Here is a 19,791-nt window from a genome sequence, read left to right on the forward strand (position 1 = left end):
ATATGTAAAAGCATATTAAAAAGCGGTGTGATAAATGAGTTAGAGAGTAAGTTTATTTTAAATGGTATAAAGAAATATAATTTTACTTTTACAGTATCGGTTAGTAAAGCACCGGGAATAGAAGGCAAGATAATATTTGAAGATAGAAACTATGAAACATTTACAACCGATAATTCAGCAAGCAAAATAGTAAGTTTGGAGGAGTTTGTAACTAAATTACTTGCAGAAACAGACGATCCGTTAGCAGAATGATATAAAACACATAAACCTATATTCCTAAACAAAGGATTAGCTCTTAAAATAGCAGCAAGTGATATTAATTACGTAAGTAGTATTACAAATTAAAATACCAAATTTTTTACTGAAAAATATCTTTTATCTTATGCAGGTGATAATAAAGATAAGTTCGTAATGTTGTTAGAAAAAAGAAGTATTTTCGGTGATCATCTAATATATAAATTTGGTGAGGATCATTTAAAGAAAATAGCCACGATTTATCCAGCAGAAATTAACACAGAACTAAGAGGGCAACTATTTAACGAATTAGCAGCCCAAGAACAATGTGATTGCTTTATTAAGAATGAAAAGCTTAAGCCTGAAGAAGAAAAACAGATATTTAAACATAGTAGTAAGCTGAAGTTTGCAAGTGAAATAATTCAAGATGCAAAAATAAGGTTGAAAACCAGTAATTTTAAATTACTAGATGCCGGGGCAAATAAAAGATTAGATGCCTATGAAATTAAGATAGATAGCCACAATAAAACACTAAAAGCTAGTGGAACAATACAAAAAGCAGAAATCTTTAGAGGAATTGAAAGTTTAGCACAAGCAAGCCCATTATTATACGATTACTGTAATGCATTTTATTGGAATATAAAAATATCATAAATGCTTGCTGTATTGCTGAAACTAAAATATTTAAAAATAATATTAATGAGCAAGAGGGTATAATAAAAATATTAGCAAAAGGTATAGATTTAATAACGCAAAGTTTCTTAGATAGATATATTAACAGATTTGGTTTGCAGTATAGTAGCAGCAAGGCATGAGAGAAAGCATGGAAATAAAGTAATTAGTATAAACGATATTATTCGCAATAAAATTGGAATAGAAGATTTAGACGATAACTTAAAGAAAATAGTTATTATTAAAACACAAGAACGTAAAAACGAAATAATAAATCTTTCAAAAACACCTATATCAAATTCTGATTCTACTAGATTTCGAGCTAATATAAAAGAATTAGGTAATGTAGTTAAAGAATTTGGGCTTTCTTCTAAAGCTATAGAAAGACATGATCAGGACAATATAGCTGTGCAACTAGCTTTAAAGGACTCTATTTTATTTATTGAATCTTTATATACAAACCGTGATGATATATTGAATGAAAAAAGTGATATATTTTTTAGAAGAAGATAATATAAAGAAGAAAGTTTTTGGCAGATAAGCTTTATACGGGATAAGCAATAACAGCACTAATAAAACATAATGAATTTGCTAGTTAGACAAAAAAGATATGATATAGTATTAATAAAGTTCTTTGACAGAATGCATAATTTACAAACTTTAGGTGCTAAATCACCTGAAAAAATGAGGAAAGTTTAATTAGTTTTGTAAAAATTGCTGTGTATATAGAGGCACATGAAATAAAACAACAATAATTAAACTGTGCTACAAATAAATTCTGATGAATAATTTCTGCAGGGCTATAATTAAAAGTATTTTTTAATATATTAGTACAATAAATATATTATACATAAAATGCTACAGGACCTGTACAATCTAATAAAAAAACGCTATAATAGTTTTAATATTACTTTTATCTTCTTAGGATCAATATTAACTTGTTCTAAAGTTTTTCTTAAATATCGTTTAGTATACACAAACTCCGGTGTCTCTCTAAGCGCAGTTCTCCCGATGATTCCACTATAGTGATTCCAGCACCGATTAAAAAAGCTATACGCCAACTAAAACCAAATGAAGTAACTAAAGAAGCTAAGCATAATGCTCCAAAACCACCTAATATACAAAAACTATCTAAAGCTGCTACAGTTGGATATTGTACAGGTGGTTTAATAAATTCAGTTAAATATACATCTGCTCCTATTACTTTTCCCATTGAGGACATGCCTTGTGCCATACGGCATGCTATCGTAATCCATGTAGCTACAATTCCTGTTTTATCATAAGTTGAAGATTTGCCATAATAAAACAAGCTATAGTAATAAGCAAAGTAGTTATTATTATAGTTGATTTTCTTCCTATATTATCACCAAGCCAACCAAAGATTAATGCTCCTATCGGTCTAAATATATATGTTGAACATAATGCAGCTGCTTCATAGATTAGAGCAGTCTGAGGATCAGCTTGAGGAAAAGCTCGTTGAGAGGCACTGCCATATGTACATATAAATATAAATCAAAATATTCAGGAAAAGTTCCAATAGACAAAATACCTCATGCTTGTTTTTGTTCTCTATTTAAACTTGTTGGTGCTTTCTCATAGCCGAGCATAAATTCTTTATAAAAAATTAAATTGTAAAGAAATCTATACTGTTTTATATAAAAGTCAATAGGGAAAATCAGAAAGTGAAGTGCAACTTATTATTAATTTATGTTATCCATTTTGTCAATATAATTGCACTAGTTTAAAGTGGTATGTCCGTGTACCTGAGCATTCATCACAAGCCCAAAGCCGATTAGCATGGATGCGATCATTGTTCCGCCGTAAGAAATAAACGGTAGCGGTACGCCTACTACGGGAAGTAAGCCCATAACCATAGCTATATTAATAAATACGTGACTAAATAAGATTGAGGTAATACCTATTACCATTAATTTACTAAAAATCTCTCGGCAATTTGCGGCAATTAATAAAGAAATAGTTATAAGTGCAAAATATAATATTAGTAAAAACATTCCTCCTATAAAGCCGAACTCTTCAGCGAAGGTAGCAAAGATAAAGTCAGTTTGATGTTCGGGAAGAAAATCCAAATGGCTTTGGCTACCTTGATTTAAACCGCGTCCAAATAGGCTACCTGAACCTATAGCGATTTTAGACTGAATAATATTATAACTAGCACCGAGCGGATCATGTTCGGGATCTAAAAAAACCATTACCCGTTTTTTTTGATAATCATACATCATATTCCAAGCGATAGGTAGGCTAATAAGAGCAGCAAGACCTAGTATTATAAAATATTTTATTCTAAAACCTGCCGCAAAAAATATAATTGCCGCAACAATTAAAACAATCATTCCCGTACCTAAATCTGGTTCTCTAATTATTAGAAAAGCCGGTATGAAAACTCCTATAATCGGTATAATAACTTTATGAAATTTTGTAAGATCATCAATTGTTAGTGAATGGAAATATCTAGCAAGCATTAGTACAATGGCGATTTTTATCGGTTCAGAAGGTTGAAGCTTAACTATACCGATATCAATCCATCTTTTACCGCCCATGGCAGTTGAGCCGAAAAGCTCCACGGCTACTAGTAAAGCGAGTACGCACAAATAAAAGATACACGATAACCTAAATATTATGCGTAAATCAATTAATGCAATAATAATAGCTAAAGGCAAGAATATACAAAAATTTATAATTTGTTTGTAAGCCCAGGGCTGCAAATTGCTATTTGCTGCAGAATAAAGCACAATGAAACCAATACAGCAAATTAAGCTAATTAGTAAAATTAAAGTAATCGGTAATTTTTGTAATTGTTCTAGATAATTTTTATGCATTGTTTTTGTATTCAGTAGAGGTGTTGTATGTCATTCCTGCAACAAATCTGCTAACTAAACCTCAACATCAAACACCTTAAAAATAAATACTAATTCGTCAGCTATTTCTTTCAGATAATCAAAACGACCAGCAGAACCTTTATGTCCCGTATCCATATTTGTTTTTAATAATAAGGGATTGTTGTCCATTTTTAGTGCTCGTAATTTTGCTACCCATTTAGCAGGTTCCCAGTAACCTACACGTGGGTCGGATATACCGCAAGTAACGAATAGAGCAGGGTAGTTTTGTGCTTTTACGTTATCATAAGGGGAATATGATTTAATATATTCAAAATATTCTTTCTCTTTCGGATTACCCCACTCATTATATTCCAAGAGAGTTAACGGTAAGCTTTCGTCAAGCATGGTACTCAAAACATCAACAAACGGTACATGCGCGATTGCTGCTCTATAGATTTCCGGTTTTTCGTTGAGTATGTAACCGATTAACATACCGCCGGCACTACCGCCCATTATTACTATGTTGTTGTTACTTGTATATTGCTCGTTAATTAAAGCTCTACTACAGGCTATGAAGTCTTCAAATGTTCTTTTTTTGGTTAAAAACTTAGCAGCTTCATACCAATCATGACCTAGATCATCGCCACCTCTAATATGAGCAACTGCGTAAATAAAACCGCGATCGGCAAGTGTCACTGCTGTATTTCTAAAATTGACGGGCATAGCGATGCCATAAGCACCGTAACCCATTAGATATAAAGGATTTGAACCGTCTTTTTTAAATAAAGATTTTTTATAAAACAAGGTTATAGGTACCTTTACATCTTCATTATCTGCAAATATTCTCTCTACTTTATACTCCTCCGGGTTAAAGCCTGAAGGTATTTCGTGGCTCTTTAATATCGTTAATTTATCGCTATTAAAATCGTAGCTATAAGTGGTATTGGGTCTTGCTAGAGAAGAGTAATCTATTCTGATATCGTCTTCCTCAAAGTTTGTAGAAAAACTACTTGCTTGGAAACTTTCGTCGGGAAAATGAATTGTGTTTTCTTGTAAATCTTTAAACCACTTTATTTTAATTAGCGGTAAACCTTGGTCACGATAGTTTAAGATTAAATAATTATTTGTAACATTAAAGCTTTTTAAATATTTGTCTTGTTCTTCCTTAATATAAATATCATCCCAGCTAGTATTTTCAAAATTATTTACCGGCAGTTTTATAACATGGAAATTTTTAGCTTTATAATTAGTTTTAATATAAAAATAATCGCCATTATATTCTATTTCATAGAATATTTTGTTTTCTGCAGCTCGTACTAATTTAGGCGTAAAACTGTCATCCTGCATAGAAATTACGTAAATTTCATTTTCATTATGATCGCCTGAATTTATAAAAATATATTCATGACTTGCTGATTTCTTGCAGCTGATAAAATGAAGAGGGTTTTTTACCTCGAATATTAATTTATCCTGAGTGACCTCTTCACCTAGACGGTGAAACATTACCTTATCCCAGTGTTGATTCTCATTAATAGTAATATAGAAAAAGCCGTTTAAGTGTTCATGCCAAATTATAGTAGGAGCTACAGCTAAATCTCGATCGCTTGATACAAGCGAATTTTGCGGCATTCGCCTATGCTCACGTATATTGGTACGTTCCGCAGGCTTTTCCTGAAATTCATCTTGTCTGAAGCGATCGAGATTTAGCTGTACATTGCCTAATTCATCAGGTAAGTATTTTTGTTCTTTAAGGTTGTATATTTTGATATTGTATTGTTCATTACCTGTAAAATTAACACTATAAGCCATTAAATTGTGATCAGATGACATTGCAACTGTAGCAACATCAGTAAAACCGCTATTTGGAGCAAGAAGGTTGACATCTAATATTACTTCTTCCGCTGAATCCATATTATTATGCTTTCTGCAATATATCGGATAATTTTTATTCTCCTCTACTCTATGGTAATAGTAATAATCTTTGTTCTTAACATAAACCGATTCATCGTCTAATTTAACCCGTCCTTTTAATTCTTCAAAAATCTTTTTCTTATCATTTTGCAGATCAGCAAAGAAATTTTCGGTATATTGATTCTCAGCTTTTAAATAATCTAAAATTTTAGAGTCTTCTACATTTGGCCACTTAGGATCACGCAGCCAGTGATAATCATCGTTTATTGTTGCTCCGTGAACTTCAAAGCTGTAATTTTGTTTGTCTGTTATTGGTGGTTTCATGTTTTTTATTTTTTTGTGTTGTTATGCCTAAAGTCGTCATTGTGAGGAGCCGTAGGCGACGCGGCAATCTAGTAAAATAATAAAAAATTCTGTAATCAGAATTGTTTACTAGATTGCTTCGTTGAAACTTACAGTTTCTTCGCGCAATGACGATTTTGGTATCTATACAACAATGACATCGAATTATTGTAGTGTTAAAATCAAACTAATTAATAGGAATAATACAATCAATATAGCAGTTTGCTGATTATGCCAAGCAGATATTTTACTTAAAATATTATCCCAAATAACCTTAAAGTTAAGATATTCTGCCGCATCTTCGTTATTGTCTGCTGTTTCTTTATATTTATCGATACTGAAATATATAAATTTTTCAATATATTGGTATAGGTCAAGGTTTATGTTTTCTGTCGAAATGCGTGGTATTTTTCTAAATATTAAAGCCAATAACAGTGAGATTGCAAGGATTACTAGCTTAAAGTTAGCAGTATGTGATATTTGAATAGGGTAGAATAAACATATGCATAAAGTTATGATGCAGAAAGAGAGGTAGGTTATAGTTCTTATGTCATTCCCGCGAAAGCGGGAATCCAGAAATATTATAAAGCTTTTATTTTTAAGGTTTTTACTGGATTCCTGCTTTCGTAGGAATGACATAAAGAGAGACAGGAATGGCGTAGAACTCTCCATCAACAACCCAAATAATACGGTACAAGTCGCTATCTTGGAAAATAGCATTACGCTATTCTCGCTTAAAATATTAGCTATTTCATCTTTAATATAAGAAGAACTAATAGGTAGTATAGATGTATAGATCAATATACTAATAACAAATCCGCTTAATAAAATAAAATTAATTTGAGTATTCTGAAGATCTTGGTAATTTTTAATATCATATTCATCTTCTATATAAGCGAAATATAAAGCAAATAATCCGTTATATAATATATGTATGAATATAAAGCTTGTAATAAGATAAGCTATATTTGGAGAGTTTATGCTAATAGCCGTTAAAATAAAACCAAGCTGTGATACGGTAAGATAACATATTAATCGTTTAAGTTTTTTTTCAATTAGAGAAAATACTAATCCGTAAATGATCATTGATATCCCAAAAAACTTTAATATCTCAAGACCGCTAAATAATTTTAAAATGATAATTAAAATAACTTTAGTAGTAAAACTAATTAAATATACAATACCGCTACTTGAAGCTATAGGATAGCAATGAACCACCCAACCGTTTACAAAAATAGCCGAGGCATTAATTAAACAACCTGCAAGTATGAATACTGCTGGTAACTCAAAATTATTTACTGATGCCGTTAAAGAAGTAAAAGTCGTATTACTTGTTGTTTGGATTAGAAGAGTCATACCGATTAAGATTAGTCCGCTGCTGAATAAATGAGTGAGGAAATATTGACGTGCCGGTTTTATCTTTAATTGGTCACAAAAAATAATTATGCAGGCAAAAATCGTCATGAATTCAAGCGAGATTATCATGGCAATAAAATCAGCTGCAAATACGCATATAATAGAGGATAAACAGTATAAACTACCGATTAAGCATTCTAATTTTCTATTTTGGGAAATTGTATAAAGATTTAAGATAGCAGTAACAATTAGAAATGCTAGAGCTATTAGCTGATTTTGTGGGTGAAAATCAAACATAAGCTCAAAATTAGTAAGCGGCAATGTACACTTGGTATTTTGAATAAACATTTTAATCCTTAGAAGAAACTGTTAAAACCTCTAGTCCCTGGATTCTTTTAAAGTCTTTTACATTTAGAGTTAATATAGGAAAACCTTTTGTAATAGCCGTTGCTGCAATAAGCATATCATGAGTTCCTATAGTTATACGTTGTGTGTATAAATCATGAGTAATACGTGCATATGTATATACTTCTTCAATACCGAAAGGTAATATAGTAAACAGACTTTTTACGTATTCTATAAAAGCTAAACATTTTATACGTTTATTCTCATTCTTGACTCTATCTACTCCTATTAATAGTTCAGTTAACACAATAGGGCTAATATAAGTCTGACCGTAATGTGACCATTGCTTAGTACTTACCTTTCCTCTTGCTAAAGCTATGATTATAGCAGTATCAATAATTAATCCCATCTTTCAACCAATTTTTTAATATCTTGTTTAGTATTGCGTCTTATTTCTTCGAGATTTTTCATGAATTGATCAGCATCTTCAGGATCAAGATGTGGACCATTTTTAAAAGCTTCCTCTAAGTCTCTTACTGCTACAGAAGGCTTGATTTCTGCAGGCGTAATCCTTGCTACGATATGATTACCTTTTTGAATGTCAAAGCTTTCGCCTTTATAGTAAACTCTATTCATAATATCTGAAAAAGATCGTACAAATTCTGTTGCTCTAATAATTTGTGTCATATTTATACTCAAAAATAATTACCATATGTATACCTTTGATACTTCAAGATTTGGTACGTCAAATTTCGGGATTCGCCTGTGTTCAAGTACTATTGTACGCTGTGTAGGCGCACTGCTTATTTGACTTCCAACTTTTGAAGTATAAAAGGTATACATATTATATGATTATGTGTAGATTATGTAAATATGTTTATGTAATATAAGCTAAAAATTCTCTGATTAAGATTTGAATAAAATAGAAAAGAGTTACGGCACAGCAGCACATTATTATACTAATTTGTATAGAGTAGGGGAGTGGTTTTGTTACGCTAGATTCTACTAAAGAAGGTTTATAAATAGAGCTTAATATTTTGAGCAGGTAAAGGCTTGAGAATATACTACTAGCTATTACGACAATCATAACAATGATTTGATTCTGTTCGCTTGCGGCAAGTAATATTGAGAATTTGCTAATAAATCCGCTAAAGATAGGTATACCGATTAATGATAATGAAGAGATAGATATAATACAAGAAATTAAAGGAAATTCTTTGGATGTACCATGTAAATTCTGTACTTGATCGGCTTTCTTTAAACTGTAAATACTTCCCATACTATAAAATAAGCAGATTTTTGTAAAAGAATGTGAAACTAAATGGAGTATTGCGGCTCCAAGTGCCTTAGGTGTTAACATGAAAGCACTAAGCAATGCAAGGCTTAATTGGTTCATAGTAGAGTAGGCGAGTATTTTTTTGATATTATCCGTGTCTAGGGCTTTGATTGAGCTATAAAATATGCTTACTATCGGTATAAAAATTAACCAGTTAAACTCGGCAAATATCATTTGTAAATACGATAAACCGAATATATATAATAGGATTTTGTAAATGCAAAATAATCCGGTTTTAACCACTATTACGGCATGCAGCAAACTACTAATGGGGTAATGTGCAACCATTGCAGCAGGAAGCCATGAATGCACCGGAAAAATTGCAGTTTTAGCAATACCGCAAATAAACATTAACAATAAAATAATTGACTGGTTTTTGGAAAAATAATTTTCTACTAAACTCCCACTTGCAAAATCTCCGTTACCGGTTTTAGTATAAATAATTATTACTGCCGGTAAAAATAATATTGTGGCAGAAATCATCAGAATTTTTAGATATTTATATAACCCTCTAAGTACTATATTATTTTTGGTATGTCCTATTAAAAAAGCTGTAGAAATAGTTAAAAGCTCATAGCAAATAAACATCGTGAATAAGTTGCTAGATAAAGCAATTAAAACACCGATTATAATAGTTAAGTTAAAGAAAAATAAGAATCTAGAAGAATAGTCTATATTATTAATAGCAAGATATTTGGGAGTGTAAAGTAAAGCACAAATCCATAAAAAGCCTATTAAGCTTAAGAAAATAAGCCCTAAAGGTTCAAGATGGAATCCTATAGAGTAATTACTGAATATATTAAATTCAAATCCTGCTCTAATACCTTTTAAAAACAACCAGTCTATAATTAAAATATTACCGAAGAAAAAAATAGCGATAGTAATAAGTAAAAAATTACGTATAAAGCTATCTTTTTGAGTGGCATACGGGCTAGTTAAGTTTAATGCACCAACTAGCAAAGTGGATAGAATCAAAAGACTCGGAGTAGTAAATTGTGTAATCATGATAAGCTGTTATACTTTTTTTGATAGTATGGTTAGAGCATTACCTGTATGGCTTTCTATGTCATGCCTAGCTAAAAGTGGGAATCCAGAAAAAGCGAGATAAATCATGCTTTTAGTTTTAAAAACTTACTGTGTTTATATTTTTTAATTACTGGATTCCCGCTTTCGCGGGAATGACAATAGTACCATTTTATAATGGTAAAATAACGATCCTACGGAGCTAAGTAAAATTATAATAAAATCTAATAGTAGATTTTGTGTTAATAATAATTCAAGAATATTTACTTTGATAAAAAATAATGGACTGATAGGTAAGCCACAGCTGCACATAATAGCAATTATTATTAAAACTTTGTTAGGCTCTCTTTTATAGCTTTCATTATAAGCATCTATCAAGAAAAGAGCTATTTTATTTATACTATCCGCAAGTAATAAACTTGGTAAAACTATTATACCGTTTTCGGTTACGTATAATAAAAATACGTAACCTATTTGAGTGCAACATGAATAAATTATAATATTCTTGAAATCTTGTGTTTGGTAAGCAAAATACGGGGCTATAATAAGAGTAGCTAAAGCGATAGGTTTTATAAAATTTGTAATAGCCGTTTTAATTGTCTCATAGCCTATAATAATATAAGTAAATTTATATATTATATATATTCCTATTATAGTAGAAATCCCTGCTAAATATACTAAAATAACTGAAGCCGTGTTATTATAAGCTCTCATCATCCAAAAATGCATAGGGAAAAAAGCTGTTTTTAAAATAGCACCTATTAAGAAAAAACCGATAGCTATAGTAATTATACGGGAATTAGTATGTTCTTGTAAATACGCTGCAATTTCTGCCATATTCAAACTACCCGTAATGCTTAGCAAAAATCCTATAGATATAAGAATAAGAGTTGCACCGATACTACCTATTATCAAATAATCAAAAGTTCCGATTAAAGATTTTGGATTATTACCTGAGGCTATCAGGACATAGCTACTAAGTGCCGAAATCTCTATAAATATATATAGATTAAAAAAATCGTGAGTAGCAATCATCCCTAAATAGCCCGTATGAGCGAATAATAATATACCGTAAAATAAAGATTTTCTATTATGGTTTATATATTTTAAGATAGTTTGATTAGTAATCTTATGACAAAAAACTAAGAAGAATAATAAAACCAAGTTAAGATAAATAATAATAGCTTGGTTTAGTGCATTTAGCCGATATTCTATTCCTATTTTTGAAGTCCATCCTCCCATGGTGTAAGATAGCTCCGTATTTTGTATAATGCTATATCCATAAACACTGACCAAAAGGCTAGATAAAATACAAATCGTAGTAATTATTCGTGCAAAGGTAATAAAGCGAAAAGATATTATTGAGAGTAAAGCCCCAAATAAAGGGAATAATATTTGTATGATAGGGACATGGTTAGCTATAATCATTTATCAAAATTAATTTCGTTTTCTGATATTGTACCAAAATGTTTATAAATTTGATATATTAAACTTAAAGCTACGCTAAGAGTAGCAAACCCAACTACTATAGCAGTTAGCATTAATACATGAGGCAAAGGGCTAGTGTAAGTAGTGACGCCCTCTTGGAAAATAGGTACACCGCCTATTTTAATTTTTCCGATACTTAAATAAAATACTAACACCGAACTTTGAAAGATTCCAAGCCCGATAATTTTATGAATATAATTACGACTTGTAAGCATTATAAATAAGCCGCTAGTTAGTAAAATCAAGGCAAAGAAATATATTAAATGATGCATAATTATATTGTTATTGTAAGAAAAGTATTGTTACGTGAATCAGTTTCATCGTCATTGCCGCAATGACGTTGGTAGACATTAATACGCTTTGAAAGACTGATTAAATACGCATGTGACTTTTTTGCCCTTACGTATAGCGAGCTTAGGAAAAACCTGTTCAAGGATCACCATATTAGGATTATCTTGAGCAAGGCGATAATTTACTAAAGATTCTCGAAGTGAATCATCTACAGCAAAAATACCAGAAATTTCAGCGTTTTTATCTCTAAATTGCAGATAAGTAAACTCACCGTCATCAAAAATTTTAATAGGAGCTATTTCTTCGCTGCCGCTAATATAGTAATTAAAGTTATATTTTTCAGGATGAGTCAGGTCGGGACTTGCTAGGGCAGTAGAAAAAGTTTGCATATGACCGCTCATATTGTCATTTTCGTCATCCGGATAAAGAAACTTTACGTTAAAGACCATTTCAGGATCACGCATATCAAGAGTTTCGGCGGCATATAGTTCAAAGAAGTACGTCCGTTTATTAGTAATTAAAGTCATATTAGTAGTAGCATCCGGTTCCATCGGTTTAATAAAAATCCTATGACCGGCAGGTACTATTTGCCATGAAGTAGTATCTCCCATAGAAATACTTACTATTTCCTCGTCTCTTGCTAGTTCTATACTTGCTTGATAGCCGTAATATCCTGTGAATTTGAAAACATCGTCAGGGTTATAAGTCATAACTCTTAGACGTGGGTCTCGACCTAGAGGTCGTGATATAGTAAGAGCAAATACATCTAATGTAAGTATTATAAAAGTACAAAATATTATTAGTTGCTTCATATTATTTCTGATTTTTATTCCTTAATAACTTTAGTTTGTAACTAGTAACGGTAAAATTGAACGGCATATCAGGTGATGTATTTGTACTGATAGAATCCATTATAAATCCGATTCTTGCTTCCCATACCATATTTTCTAAAATTGCATCCGTACTATTTTTTGCCAATGATTCAAAAGTAACAACTGCCTCGTTATAGTTTATATTGTTAATTGATAATATATTAATTGAGCGTCTATATAGTTTTTGATATCTTATGACCGGTGATAATGGGTTATCAATATTCATAAAATTAGCAAATTGCATATAAACAATACTCGTAGAAGCATTTTTGATAAAGGTAAATTGTTCTTTTAATATATTGTAATTGTATTCTTCTCGTTGCTTTACATAATTCTGAAGCATAATATTTGCAATAGAGATATAAGGATTTGTTAATGTTGAATGTTTAGTATTAGTAACGGTAGCTTGTTTTGCGGCATCATCTTTTATTAAATAACTTACTTTTTTGTTTATAGGTAGCAATATATTGATATTTATACAAACTAAGGTTAATAATAAGGTAAAAATCGTGCATATTAAAAGCAGAAGACTTCTATGACTTAATGGTAAGATATACTTAAAATTATACCATTTTCTTGCATCAATAAAATATTCACCGGATTTTATATATTCTTGTATTGCGTTGGTTAATGGGTCCATAATTACTAGATTAATATCTAATTTTATTCTGTTTTAAAACTCTATCATAATTATTATAATATGATTATGATTTGTTAATTTAATGTTATTTAAGCTATAAAATAAGTTTATATTGTTGCTACAATACCAAATATTTAACTTTAAAATTAAAATAAATAAATTATAAATTAAAATTATACAATAACAATTATTGATGGTAGTTATTATGTTATACTCGTCCTACTTGAAAAATTGGCGACAATGTCTTATAAGTCCGCAGGTAGCCACGTATTAAGTATACGCTCTTCTCCTAAGCTGAACTTCGTTAACTACTCTTTCATTTACTTCAGAGTATAATAGTTTACAATCTTTTTAATATTTTTTTATATTTATAAATAGATTTTTTCAAAAAATGCTTGTGAACTATTGTATAGTAAGGTAATTTTAAAATAGTAACAAGATAATTTAATAATGTATAATTAAAATGTTAAAATCATTAAAGCTTCTATTAGTATTAATTATGCTTGCTCAATTGTTGTCATGTACCCCTTCAGCTCCTTATGAAATTAAAAGCCCGTGTGTTTCTGCTGATATAGATGATGGCTCGAGTGTAAGCGTAAATCCTTGTATAAGAAGACCTGTTAATTCAGTAAATATAGTATAAAAGTAATAGTTTTACACAATAACAATGTAATAATAAAAATACCTTTGATATGAATAATATATTTGGCTTCTTTAAATCAAGTAATAACTCGCAAATCGGTTCAGGAGATACACAAACACAAGAAAGTATTAAATCGGCTAATCCTTTAAAAATTACTCAGAATTGGTATGAAGAGCGATCTGATAAGTTACTTGTTCAACGTAACTTACTTATCATATTAATAATACTACTAACTATTTTTATGGTTATAGCAACTTTAGTAATAGCCTTTGTAGTAAAATCTAAACAGTTTGAGCCTTTTGTTATTCAGCTTAATAGTAATACCGGACGTGCCTCGGTGGTAGAACCTATTTCATCACCAGTGTTAACGGCGGATGAGTCTCTTACAAGGTATTTTATAAAGAAATACATAACGGCACGGGAAACATATAATCCGGTTGATTTTGCGACGATAGCTCGTACGACAATAAGATTATTTTCAACAAGCAGTGTTTATTACAATTATCTTGGCTATATAAGAAATAAAGATTTTGATCCTACTTTAAAATATAAAGAAGAGAATACTACATTTTTAGTAATAAAATCATGGTCAAAAATCGCAGCAGATAAATATATAGTTAGATTTTCCGTAAATGAAACATCAGGAAACCAATTAGTTTATAATAAAATAGCGGTAGTAAGTTATGCTTATGTGCCTATGCAATTAACAGATTCAGAACTTGATGTAAATCCTGTAGGGTTTCAAGTGAACGGATATAGGGTAGACGATGACAATAGTTAGATTTTATTTTTTAGTTTTTATATTATTAAGTGGTTTTACAGTACAACGAGAATGTCCACTTGTAGATGATCCATGTAATAGTAGTAATAATTATGTAGATGATTTATCTATAACTAAAGATAATAGGATAAAAACTTATATATATAATCCAAATGAAGTTTATTTATTAGTTTTGCATTTTGGCTTTCAATCGCATATAGAATTTGCTAAAAACGAAGAAATCCAAAATATAATTCTTGGGGATGCTTATGCTTGGAAAATAACTCCTTTGGCAAATAGATTATTTATTAAGCCTCTTGAAAAAGATATTCGTACAAATATGACTATTATAACTAATAAAAGAATATATGAATTTGATATCGCTTCTACGGAACTTATGATGGGTAACGAAAGGGATTTAGTATATGTAATTAAATTTTACTACCCTAAGAAAAATAGTAATTACATGGCAAGATTTTAATCGATGTCATTTCTGTGTAGATACGTCATTGCGAGCAGCCGTAGGCTGCGTGGCAATCTCATGAAATAATACAAACTCCTGAGATTGCGGACTTACAATTGCTCTGCGGTTCCTCGCAATGACGGAAAACCGATCCACGCAACAATGACAATAAAAATACTTTAACTAATATAATTTAGATATGGCTGAAGAGCAAAATAACAATCATAATACCGATTCTTTATCAGGAGCAGATTTTCCTGAAGTACAAAGAGAATTATCAAAAGTTTCGGTTAGCTTTAATAAGAGTATTGCGATAGTAGTCGTAATTTGTGGTATTTTTATATATATTTTTTATACTCTTTTTTTCGGTACTGAAAAAGAAGAAGTACTGGAGACTCAGATACCGAGTCATATTGTAAAACCTGTTACGGAGGTTGATGATAATATTCCGGAGATTCCAAAGTTACCTGATCCGCCTAAGCTTGAGATGCCCACTGCTCCTCCACCGCCTCCCCCTCCGGTAGTAAAAGTTCCACCGGTCTTACCTCCTACTACTCCTGTAGAAGAGAATAAAGATAAAACACTTCCATTGCCGCCGGTTTCGTTGCCTTCGACTTCAGGAACGTTAGTTGAGAGCGATGCAGAGAAGCAACGTCGTGAAGCAAAAAGAAAATCAGCGATAGTGTTAATTGGTGGTGTAGAGCCTAAAAAAACACCGGAACAGATTACGGCAGCAGCAACCTTTAAAGATCGCGGTGATATGTCTTTGGTTCTCGGACGCGGTAAATTAATTGATGCAGTCCTTGAAACGGCAATAAATAGTGATCTCGGCGGTGAAATAAGAGCCATTATTAGTAGAGACGTATTTTCTGAGAAAGATAAAGTTATATTGATACCGAAAGGATCAAAAATATTCGGTAAATATGCAACCTCAACTTCTTCAGATAGTTACGGTAGAGTTTCTATAATATGGGATAGAATCGATTTAACTAATGGTTATACTATAGAATTCGACTCACCTGCAGTTGATAATTTAGGTAGACCGGGACTACAAGGAAGAGTTGATAATAAATATAAAGAACAATTTGCAAATGCCGTATTACAATCCGGTTTTAATATAGGGCTTGCTAAAGTCCTTGATAAGTTAGTGCCGCCTCCTATAGCTTCTCAGGCAGCGGCTACCAATAGTGCTACGGCAAAACAATTATTAAATACTGCTCAAACTATTGCGTCTAATACCGCTATGGATGCAAATACTAGGATAGTTACAATTTGTACTAATATACTTGCTGCTATTACCGATAAAACTTCGACTGCTTATACTACTATGACTCAAGCATGTACAACCGCACAAACTGCTTCTTCAGCGAATACTGCTGAGCAGAGACTTCAAACCTTAGTACAGGCAGTTAATACGGCAGCTTCAAGTTTGCTTACTACTACCTCTATAGCATCAACTCCGACGCAAGCACAACAAGCTTCTACTCAAGCTTTTAAGGATGTAACGAATGTTGTAAAAAATATGATAACTCAGCAGCAGTTTAAGCCGACGACAACGGTTAATCAAGGTACGTCGGTTAGAATATACGTTAATAAGGATTATAAATTCCCAAAATCCGTTTTATTAAAATCGAAGGTAATGAAATGAGTGAAGAATTTGCAGCCTTAGAGACGTTTTTACTTCCTTTTAAAAATTTATTTGCTGAAGACGGTATTAACGAAATTATGGTTAATAAGCCCGGAGAAGTATGGGTTGAAAAAAAAGGCGATATATATTCTAAGCAAATACCGGAACTGGATAGCGAACATCTACTTGCATTAGGGAGTTTAGTCGCTCAATCTACCGAGCAGATGATTTCAGAAGAAAAACCGCTTCTTTCGGCAACTTTGCCGAATGGCTACCGTATTCAAATAGTATTTCCTCCTGCTTGTGAGATAGGACAAATCATTTATGCTATAAGAAAGCCTAGCGGTATGAATCTAACTTTAGATGAATATGCTAAAATGGGGGCATTTGATGATACTGCAACAGAGAGTTTAATAGATGAAGATGCAGTAATTTTAAATAATTTCTTAGCTGAAAAAAAGATTAAAGAATTTATTAGACATGCAGTTGTTTCAAAGAAAAATATCATAATTAGCGGCGGTACTTCAACTGGTAAAACTACTTTTACTAATGCGGCACTCACTGAAATACCTGCAATAGAAAGATTAATTACTGTAGAAGATGCTCGTGAGGTTGTGCTATCAAGTCATCCTAACAGAGTGCATTTACTGGCTTCCAAAGGAGGACAGGGGCGTGCAAATGTTACTACTCAAGATTTAATAGAGGCCTGTTTGCGTTTAAGACCAGATAGGATTATAGTAGGTGAGCTTCGAGGTAAGGAAGCTTTTAGTTTTTTGCGTGCTATTAATACAGGTCATCCCGGTTCAATATCAACACTGCATGCTGATAGTCCTGCTATGGCTATTGAGCAGTTAAAGCTTATGGTTATGCAAGCAGATCTTGGTATGCCGCCTGAAGAAGTAAAGAAATATATTTTAACCGTTGTAGATATCGTTGTGCAGTTAAAACGCGGTAGCGGCGGGAAAAGATATGTTTCGGAAGTATATTATAAGAAGAACAAGAACGCTGAGGGGATGATTTAAAAACATTATTGCGAGGAAATTACGAAGTAATTGACGAAGCAATCTCAGGACACAATCCTGAGATTGCCACGCTCCTTTTAGTTGCTCGTAATGACGTAAAAATGACTCCACGCAAAAACTAATATATAAGCATAAACTAGGGATATCAATTCATGGAATGGCATAAGATACTTAAAGTTACTAGAAATATATTCGGTCATGCTATAATTCATCCGGTTGTTATTTTTTGTACCATTTGGATAAGTGGTGCATTTGTTGCAATTTTTACTAATGAGGTTGGAGCTTTAGGTGTAAATATAAATGCTATAAATATTGCTTATAAGTGGGCTTACTGGCTTATTAACGTTTGGGGGCAGTTAAAAATTGCCGACTATAATTATTTAAAATTGAAGCTACTTGCCTCTCTTCTCAGTCCAGCTATTATTGTTATAATATTTTACATTAAAAATTTTGAAAGAATAAAATCATTACAATTTTTCAAACAAGATGAAAAAGTATATGGAGATGCAAGCTGGGCTAATCCGTCAGATATAGAGGCTGCAGGTCTTAGATCTAAGAAAGGTATGCTGATCGGTGTTGATGCCGGTGGATATTTTGTTGCAGACGGGTTCCAGCATGCTTTATTATTTGCTCCTACCGGTTCAGGTAAAGGTGTAGGGTTTGTGATACCTAACTTGTTATTTTGGAGTGATTCGGTAGTAGTGCATGACATAAAGCTCGAAAATCACGGGTTGACAAGTGGTTGGCGTGAGAAGCAAGGGCAGAAAGTTTTTGTATGGGAGCCTTCTAATCCTGATGGTATTACTCATTGTTATAATCCGATTGATTGGGTTAGTACTAAACCTGGGCAAATGGTTGATGACGTTCAAAAAATTTCAAATCTTATAATGCCGGAAAAGGATTTTTGGAATAATGAGGCACGAAGCTTATTTTTAGGCGTAACTCTATATTTAATAGCCGATTCTACTAAAACTAAATCTTTCGGTGAAGTAGTGCGTACTATGAGGAGTGACGACGTAGTTTATAATCTAGCGGTCGTACTCGATACGCTTGGTGGTGTAATACATCCTGTTGCATATATGAATATTGCTGCATTTTTGCAAAAAGCCGATAAAGAGCGTTCCGGCGTAATATCTACAATGAACTCATCGCTTGAATTATGGGCAAATCCACTTATTGATTCAGCTACAGCATCTTCTGATTTCAATATACAAGAATTTAAAAAAGTAAAAACAACCGTATATGTAGGGTTAACACCCGATAATATACAGCGTTTACAAAAATTAATGCAGGTGTTTTATCAGCAGGCGACAGAATTTTTAAGCCGCAAAATGCCGGATTTAAAGGAAGAGCCGTATGGAGTAATGTTCTTACTTGACGAGTTCCCGACGCTCGGGAAGATGGATACTTTTAAATCCGGTATAGCTTATTTTAGAGGTTATAGAGTTCGTTTATTTTTAATTATTCAAGATACACAGCAGTTAAAAGGAACATATGAAGATGCAGGGATGAATTCTTTCTTATCTAATGCAACATATCGTATTACTTTTGCCGCTAATAACTATGAAACGGCAAATTTAATATCGCAGCTTGTCGGTAATAAGACGGTAGAACAAAGATCATTTAGTAAACCTTTATTTTTTGATCTTAATATTTCTACTAGAACTCAAAACGTTTCTCAGGTTCAAAGAGCTTTACTTTTACCTCAAGAAGTAATACAGTTACCGAGAGATGAGCAAATTGTTTTAATAGAATCCTTTCCGCCTATAAAATCTCGTAAAATTAAGTATTACGAAGATAAGTTTTTTACTAGTAGATTATTACCGCCGACTTTTGTACCTACTCAAGTACCTTTTGACCCTAGGGCAAATAATAATGAGGCTTCTGAAGAGACCGAAACAATAACTGTTCCGGAAAATAATGAGTAAA

General features: G+C 32.0%; 22 protein-coding genes and 2 pseudogenes. 11 read left to right on the forward strand and 13 right to left on the reverse strand.

Features of this window, described 5'->3' with window-relative positions; genetic code table 11:
- Positions 1-27: 27 nt before the first annotated feature.
- From RAT170B_RS01385 to RAT170B_RS12000, 5 genes and pseudogenes are all read left to right on the forward strand, one after another.
- On the forward strand, positions 28-252 hold the full coding sequence (locus tag RAT170B_RS01385) for a hypothetical protein (RefSeq protein ID WP_024704484.1): 225 nt from the start codon (positions 28-30) through the stop codon (positions 250-252).
- A 159-nt stretch (positions 253-411) separates the two neighbouring features.
- Positions 412-888 carry a hypothetical protein gene (locus RAT170B_RS10750; RefSeq protein WP_045805402.1) on the forward strand — a complete coding sequence of 159 codons (477 nt, stop codon included), beginning with the start codon at positions 412-414 and terminating at the stop codon, positions 886-888.
- Positions 867-1,049 carry a hypothetical protein gene (locus tag RAT170B_RS10755; protein WP_024704486.1) on the forward strand — a complete coding sequence of 61 codons (183 nt, stop codon included), beginning with the start codon at positions 867-869 and terminating at the stop codon, positions 1,047-1,049. Before RAT170B_RS10750 ends, RAT170B_RS10755 begins: the two co-directional genes overlap by 22 nt.
- Positions 1,018-1,419: a hypothetical protein gene (locus RAT170B_RS01400; protein WP_045805403.1), complete on the forward strand. Its 402-nt coding sequence runs from the start codon at positions 1,018-1,020 to the stop codon at positions 1,417-1,419. The genes RAT170B_RS10755 and RAT170B_RS01400 overlap by 32 nt, the downstream gene beginning before the upstream one ends.
- Positions 1,420-1,488: 69 nt before the next feature.
- A pseudogene (locus RAT170B_RS12000) lies at positions 1,489-1,605 on the forward strand (guanosine-3',5'-bis(diphosphate) 3'-pyrophosphohydrolase); the annotation flags it as partial.
- 256 nt (positions 1,606-1,861) lie between these two features.
- On the opposite strand, the gene RAT170B_RS11045 reads toward RAT170B_RS12000, so the two are convergent.
- The 13 genes and pseudogenes from RAT170B_RS11045 to RAT170B_RS01455 form a co-directional block, all read right to left on the reverse strand.
- Positions 1,862-2,119 (reverse strand): hypothetical protein, encoded by a 258-nt coding sequence (locus tag RAT170B_RS11045; protein WP_261368625.1) that lies wholly within the window; start codon positions 2,117-2,119, stop codon positions 1,862-1,864.
- Positions 2,120-2,166: 47 nt separating this feature from the next.
- Complete coding sequence (locus RAT170B_RS12005; protein ID WP_315849879.1) at positions 2,167-2,415, reverse strand: MFS transporter; 249 nt, start codon at positions 2,413-2,415, stop codon at positions 2,167-2,169.
- Between the two features lie 227 nt (positions 2,416-2,642).
- Positions 2,643-3,743: a rod shape-determining protein RodA gene (gene rodA, locus RAT170B_RS01410; RefSeq protein ID WP_045805404.1), complete on the reverse strand. Its 1,101-nt coding sequence runs from the start codon at positions 3,741-3,743 to the stop codon at positions 2,643-2,645.
- A 54-nt stretch (positions 3,744-3,797) separates the two neighbouring features.
- Positions 3,798-5,978: a prolyl oligopeptidase family serine peptidase gene (locus RAT170B_RS01415; RefSeq protein WP_045805405.1), complete on the reverse strand. Its 2,181-nt coding sequence runs from the start codon at positions 5,976-5,978 to the stop codon at positions 3,798-3,800.
- Between the two features lie 183 nt (positions 5,979-6,161).
- Entirely contained in the window at positions 6,162-7,700 is a 1,539-nt protein-coding gene (locus RAT170B_RS01420) for a proton-conducting transporter membrane subunit (protein ID WP_045805406.1), read from the reverse strand.
- 1 nt (position 7,701) lies between these two features.
- Positions 7,702-8,106, reverse strand: a complete 405-nt coding sequence (gene vapC, locus RAT170B_RS01425) for a ribonuclease VapC (RefSeq protein ID WP_014014082.1) — start codon at positions 8,104-8,106, stop codon at positions 7,702-7,704.
- Entirely contained in the window at positions 8,097-8,384 is a 288-nt protein-coding gene (gene vapB / locus RAT170B_RS01430; RefSeq protein WP_045805407.1) for a type II toxin-antitoxin system antitoxin VapB, read from the reverse strand. The genes vapC and vapB overlap by 10 nt, the downstream gene beginning before the upstream one ends.
- A gap of 27 nt (positions 8,385-8,411) precedes the next feature.
- Positions 8,412-8,537: pseudogene (locus tag RAT170B_RS08135) on the reverse strand (palindromic element RPE5 domain-containing protein); the annotation flags it as partial.
- A gap of 37 nt (positions 8,538-8,574) precedes the next feature.
- The gene (locus RAT170B_RS01435) at positions 8,575-10,038 is read right to left on the reverse strand and encodes a proton-conducting transporter membrane subunit (protein WP_014014084.1); all 1,464 of its coding nucleotides are present in this window, start codon (positions 10,036-10,038) and stop codon (positions 8,575-8,577) included.
- A gap of 144 nt (positions 10,039-10,182) precedes the next feature.
- Positions 10,183-11,484: a proton-conducting transporter membrane subunit gene (locus RAT170B_RS01440; protein ID WP_045805408.1), complete on the reverse strand. Its 1,302-nt coding sequence runs from the start codon at positions 11,482-11,484 to the stop codon at positions 10,183-10,185.
- Entirely contained in the window at positions 11,481-11,816 is a 336-nt protein-coding gene (locus tag RAT170B_RS01445) for a Na+/H+ antiporter subunit C (protein WP_014014086.1), read from the reverse strand. Before RAT170B_RS01445 ends, RAT170B_RS01440 begins: the two co-directional genes overlap by 4 nt.
- A gap of 78 nt (positions 11,817-11,894) precedes the next feature.
- Positions 11,895-12,647, reverse strand: a complete 753-nt coding sequence (gene virB9, locus RAT170B_RS01450) for a P-type conjugative transfer protein VirB9 (RefSeq protein ID WP_045805409.1) — start codon at positions 12,645-12,647, stop codon at positions 11,895-11,897.
- 1 nt (position 12,648) lies between these two features.
- Positions 12,649-13,347 carry a virB8 family protein gene (locus RAT170B_RS01455; protein WP_045805410.1) on the reverse strand — a complete coding sequence of 233 codons (699 nt, stop codon included), beginning with the start codon at positions 13,345-13,347 and terminating at the stop codon, positions 12,649-12,651.
- Between the two features lie 463 nt (positions 13,348-13,810).
- Here RAT170B_RS01455 and RAT170B_RS01460 point away from each other — a divergent pair, with 463 nt between their 5' ends.
- From RAT170B_RS01460 to RAT170B_RS01485, 6 genes are all read left to right on the forward strand, one after another.
- Positions 13,811-13,990: a DUF2706 domain-containing protein gene (locus tag RAT170B_RS01460; protein ID WP_010977041.1), complete on the forward strand. Its 180-nt coding sequence runs from the start codon at positions 13,811-13,813 to the stop codon at positions 13,988-13,990.
- A 49-nt stretch (positions 13,991-14,039) separates the two neighbouring features.
- Positions 14,040-14,771: a virB8 family protein gene (locus tag RAT170B_RS01465; protein ID WP_045805411.1), complete on the forward strand. Its 732-nt coding sequence runs from the start codon at positions 14,040-14,042 to the stop codon at positions 14,769-14,771.
- Positions 14,758-15,231, forward strand: coding sequence for a TrbG/VirB9 family P-type conjugative transfer protein (locus RAT170B_RS01470; RefSeq protein ID WP_017443177.1), 474 nt, complete (start codon positions 14,758-14,760; stop codon positions 15,229-15,231). Before RAT170B_RS01465 ends, RAT170B_RS01470 begins: the two co-directional genes overlap by 14 nt.
- A gap of 181 nt (positions 15,232-15,412) precedes the next feature.
- Positions 15,413-16,861 carry a TrbI/VirB10 family protein gene (locus tag RAT170B_RS01475; protein ID WP_045805412.1) on the forward strand — a complete coding sequence of 483 codons (1,449 nt, stop codon included), beginning with the start codon at positions 15,413-15,415 and terminating at the stop codon, positions 16,859-16,861.
- A complete protein-coding gene (gene virB11 / locus RAT170B_RS01480) occupies positions 16,858-17,862 on the forward strand; it encodes a P-type DNA transfer ATPase VirB11 (protein WP_014120655.1) in 1,005 nt (334 codons plus the stop codon). Before RAT170B_RS01475 ends, virB11 begins: the two co-directional genes overlap by 4 nt.
- Before the next feature lie 152 nt (positions 17,863-18,014).
- Positions 18,015-19,790 carry a type IV secretory system conjugative DNA transfer family protein gene (locus RAT170B_RS01485; RefSeq protein WP_045805413.1) on the forward strand — a complete coding sequence of 592 codons (1,776 nt, stop codon included), beginning with the start codon at positions 18,015-18,017 and terminating at the stop codon, positions 19,788-19,790.
- Position 19,791 lies beyond the last annotated feature (1 nt).

The sequence above is a fragment of the Rickettsia argasii T170-B genome (assembly GCF_000965185.1).
Classification (GTDB): domain Bacteria; phylum Pseudomonadota; class Alphaproteobacteria; order Rickettsiales; family Rickettsiaceae; genus Rickettsia; species Rickettsia rickettsii.